This window comes from Bradyrhizobium sp. SHOUNA76 (assembly GCF_023006445.1).
Lineage (GTDB): Bacteria > Pseudomonadota > Alphaproteobacteria > Rhizobiales > Xanthobacteraceae > Bradyrhizobium.
In genome coordinates this window covers 1-4,152 of the sequence record NZ_JALBHA010000534.1, presented here as the reverse complement: position 1 = coordinate 4,152, position 4,152 = coordinate 1, and the positions used below count along the sequence as shown (strand labels likewise).

6 protein-coding genes are annotated in these 4,152 nt (G+C 64.8%); 2 read left to right on the top strand and 4 right to left on the bottom strand.

The features are described from left to right. Positions 1 to 273 (bottom strand): hypothetical protein (locus tag MOV74_RS32675; protein ID WP_246931115.1); only part of this gene is annotated, 273 nt, incomplete at its 3' end. Between the two features lie 139 nt (positions 274 to 412). On the opposite strand from MOV74_RS32675, the gene MOV74_RS32670 reads away from it, so the two are divergent. After that, positions 413 to 616, top strand: coding sequence for a hypothetical protein (locus MOV74_RS32670; protein WP_246931114.1), 204 nt, complete (start codon positions 413 to 415; stop codon positions 614 to 616). Positions 617 to 961: 345 nt separating this feature from the next. Here the strand turns inward: MOV74_RS32670 and MOV74_RS32665 are convergent, their stop codons facing one another. Continuing rightward, a complete protein-coding gene (locus MOV74_RS32665) occupies positions 962 to 1,186 on the bottom strand; it encodes a hypothetical protein (RefSeq protein ID WP_246931113.1) in 225 nt (74 codons plus the stop codon). Between the two features lie 327 nt (positions 1,187 to 1,513). Between MOV74_RS32665 and MOV74_RS32660 the strand changes: the two genes are divergently transcribed. Next, a complete protein-coding gene (locus MOV74_RS32660; RefSeq protein ID WP_246931112.1) occupies positions 1,514 to 1,789 on the top strand; it encodes a hypothetical protein in 276 nt (91 codons plus the stop codon). 27 nt (positions 1,790 to 1,816) lie between these two features. On the opposite strand, the gene MOV74_RS32655 is transcribed toward MOV74_RS32660, so the two are convergent. Next, on the bottom strand, positions 1,817 to 2,611 hold the full coding sequence (locus MOV74_RS32655; RefSeq protein WP_246931111.1) for an adenylate/guanylate cyclase domain-containing protein: 795 nt from the start codon (positions 2,609 to 2,611) through the stop codon (positions 1,817 to 1,819). Between the two features lie 141 nt (positions 2,612 to 2,752). Continuing rightward, positions 2,753 to 3,943 (bottom strand): adenylate/guanylate cyclase domain-containing protein, encoded by a 1,191-nt coding sequence (locus tag MOV74_RS32650; RefSeq protein ID WP_246931110.1) that lies wholly within the window; start codon positions 3,941 to 3,943, stop codon positions 2,753 to 2,755. Positions 3,944 to 4,152: the final 209 nt, after the last annotated feature.

The window sequence follows — 4,152 nt, the reverse complement described above, 5'->3', positions numbered from 1 at the left end:
CGCCTTCGGTTCGGCCGCCTCGGCTGAGGCCGGCAGGACCACGCGAAGAGGCGACGGCGCTTGCGCGGACGCTCTCGACTCGGCGCGGCCCGGATCCTTCAGAGCGGAATTCGCCATCATCAGCCCGCTGCCGAAACCCACGCCCAGGATCAGGAAGGTGGTTCCGACTCCGGCAAAAAAAATGCTTCCGTTCGATGGCATGACCGCGTCTCCAAAATTCATCGAACGAACGCGCGAATCCTGCACCTGTTCCGACTCGGGAAAAACATGCAAGGCGGTTCCGACGTCATCGAGCAGTTGCCGGGGCTCAAGCCTTCAGACCGGCTTGGGCCTCTCGATCGAGCTTCATCCTCTTTGAAACGATCAGCCTTCACGCATGTTTTTTACCGATTGAGATACAGCGAGGCGCGCCATGGACAAGGATCGCGGCAAGGACACGGGCAAGGATACCGGACTGACACCGGACGATTTCCCGATCGAAGCCGACAAGGACAAGCTCAGGACTCACAAGGGCGAGCCAGTGGCCTCGGCCGAGTCGGAGCAGATTGCGGACCAGATGGCCGAACGGCTCAACGAGCATGCTCACCAGGAAGAGCAGGATCGCTGGTCGGCGTGAGGCGCGATGCGGCGAGAATGAATGGCCGTCGCACTTCAGCTTACTCGTTCAAGCATGATCCATCGGAGAAGCGTTTGCGCACTTTTCCGGATCATGCTTCAGGCACCTCCTGCCGGCGTAACGCCCAGGATAGGAACCAGGAACAGGAACCAGGAATAGGAACGGAGCAGCGTTGCCGGGCATTAGGCCGCGCCGGCGTTTCACGATTCCGGCAAATGGCGGCCTCGGCTCGAAGTCCCGCCCCCTGACCAGCGCCGAGGCCGCCTGTCGCGTCATTCGAGAACTCGTTTTTGTCGCCAGATCCAGCGCGGGCGCCGGAACGTGCGGGAAAGCGAAGCGGGCCGATCAAGCGGAACGCGGCATGGAGACGGGCTGCGCGGTTCGCTCACCCAGCAGCTTGCCGGTGGTGCTGTTGGCGAAGTGCAGCGACATGCAGGCCGGGCACCTCACGGCCACATAGCTATCCGCCGGCCCGGAACTCTCGGGCCGCTCATCGTCGATGCGATGCTGGACGTTCATGCCGGTGCGCGGGCACCTGAAGAGGATCTGGCGCTGCATATCCTGATTCATGCGCCCGAACCGCCGCCGGCGAAATTGCGGACGATTCCCTAGGGGCCTTTCCTATGTTTGCGATGGGTCAAGGCGAACGGTTTTGCGAACCGCTAGGCTCTGGATGGCATCGGGCGCGCAGTCGCTCCGGTACCGAACGAAGCGGAGCCCGGACTCCTAGGCACTCCGGGCGCCGCTTCGATGACAGGGCGATCGCGATCAGGGAGCCGGCCACGAGCGGCTTCGATGGCAGGTTCGATGGAACCGGCCCGACGGCGCCGTACGGTCAGTACGACCCCGCCGCCGTACACAGGCCACCATCGCGACTGCCTCGATCAGGAGAGAGCCATGATATCCGCCAATCTCGATGATCTCACCGCGCTGGTGCGCTACGCGCTCGAGACGACGCGCGCCACCACGGTCTGCCCTTTCCACGACGATGTCATCATCCGCGTGGGCGACGACGCCGCCGAGAGCCATGCTTACGAACGCGCCAAGCGAATCCTGGGGAGTGACGGTACGGCGTTCGACGGCAACGCTCTGAAGGAAGAGATCGGCCGCCAACTCGCCATCGCAGCGGACGGGCGATGCCCGAAATGCGACCGGACCGATCCGGCCCGCTAAGGCGCACGGCGCCGCATTCAAAGCCGCTCAATCCTCCACCCGGAACAGGCGCCATCGCGCCGGAACGCCCTTGAGCTGGTGCACGCCGTGATCCCTGAATCGGATCTCTGACTGCGCCATCAGGTCCCTGACCGCGCTCGAGACCAGGACCTCGCCGGCGCGCGCTTTGGCGGCGACGCGCGTGCCGATGTGAAAGGCAAGGCCCACCATCTCGCCCCCGCTCACCTTGTATTCGCCCGCATGCAGCCCGACCCTGATGTCGAGCCCCAATGTGCGCACCGCCTGGCGGATCGCGGTCGCGCAGCCGATCCCGGCCGCCGGCGCCTTGAACGTCGCCAATATGCCGTCGCCCGTGGTCACGACCTCCTTGCCGCGCGAGCTCTTCAGCTCCTTGCGCACGGCGGCGTAATAGTGGCCCATGATTTTGGTCCAGCGCGCATCGCCGAGCTTTGCGGCTTTTGCGGTGGAGCCGACGATGTCGACGATCAGGATCGTGGCCAGCGCCTGCTTGAGCTCGGCGCTGCGCTCGGCCGATCGGCGCTGGAGCACGATCGATCCGGCCATCGGCTCATAGCGATGGTTGCGGCGCCGGGCGATCGCGGCCTTGGCATAGTCCTGGGCCCGCTCCACGGTGCCGCAGCGAACCGTCTTCTCCTGCGGCAGACGTGTCCAGTAGACCCTTCGCCCATCGCCGGCGCCCTGAACCTCCACGGCGCCCCACTTCAGGAAAACCGCCGAGCCAACCCGCCGGACGCACCACGCCTTCGACGTGTACCCCGATACGTTCGACTGATGGACTCCGATGCGAAGGAATTTGGGCATGTACGTGCGGCCGATCGAAGGAACGTCTGGACTGGCTGGGCGTAAAGCGTAGTCATCCGTTCCCGCGTTGGCAACAAGACAAGCCTCGGTCGGGACGCTGGCCTTTGGCCCGCGGCTGGCGCGGCGCGGCCCTTCAAGCGGTCACCCCTGATAGGCAAACAGCTCGACCGGATCGCTGAAGCCGCGCACCTCGTGCTTGCCGACGTGCTCCAGCTCGAACTTCGGCTCCACCAGCTCTGCGAAGTCGCGGGACAGCAGCACCGTTCGTCCCAACTGCTTGGTGAGAGCTTCGAGACGGGAGGCCATGTTGACGGCAGGACCGATCACGGTGAAGTCGAGCCGGCTGGATGATCCGATATTGCCGTACATGACGTCGCCGACATGGACGCCGATGCCGTAGTTCAGCGGCGCGCGGCTGGTCGCACTGTTTCTTTCATTCAGGGCGGCCATGGCCTGACGGGCTTCCGTCACGGCATGGAGCAGATTCGCACAGGCGTCGGGCGCTTGAAGCGGAAAGATCGCGAGCAGGCCGTCGCCGATGAATTTCAGGATCTCGCCGCCGTGCCGCGCGATCGGCTCAGACATCGCGTCGAAATAATCGTTGAGGAGATCGATGACGTCGTCGCGCGGCCAGTTATCGGAAATCTTGGTGAAATCCCGGAGGTCGCAGATCATGATCGCGGCACGCACCGTCGTGCCGGTGCCGCGCCGGGTCGCGCCCGCCAGGATGAGCTCGGCGGCATGGGAGCCGACATAGGTCTCCAGGAGGGTGCGCGCCAGGCGGTTCTTGATGCGGATCTCGCTGACCAGCGAAAGCACCGGCAGGAGCTTCTTGAGGGCGGCGATATGCGCGTGATCGAAGCCGCCGGGCCGGTCGGTCGCGAAAGTGACGAGATGCCGCTTGCCGAGCGTATGGTAGAGCGGCCATGCCACATAGTCGGTCAGGCCCTTTTCGCGCATCTCGTCGTAGAGCGCGTGCCTGCGGCCGAGCGAGGGGTCCCGTTCGAGATTCTCCCGCACCTCGGTCGCGCCCTCCTGCATCTCGTTGGCGGCGCTGCCGATATACTCGGACCGCTCGCGGACGTCGTAGTCGACCAGTGCAATCTCCGCCTCCCGCATTCCGTCGGACCACATGAACCGGGCGCCAAGCCATTGCGGGTGATTGATGAGGATGTGAAACGTCGACCGCTGCAGCGGAATGCCCGCCTGCTGAAGGCGGATGCACATTTGCGCGAAGATGTTGTCGATGAAGCGCTCGTCGCGCGTGCCGTTGGTCAGCCAGTCCACGACGCCGTCGGCTTGCGTGGGGGCATTGTTGTCTGGCGCGTTCATATCTGCCCCTTGAGCTGTGGTCTGCATAAGGGGAGATATCGTGCCCCGGCTCCGCCGCGTCAACCTAGCCAGTTGCATGGATTGTGCGCACCCGCGCGACCGGCGCGGCTGCCGCCTAGCCGAGGAGCCGGATCGACGCCAGCACGGCCAGCCCCGAGACGAGCGTGAGCCCTGAGGCCGTGGTGAGCTCGACCCTCAGCGTGCCTTCG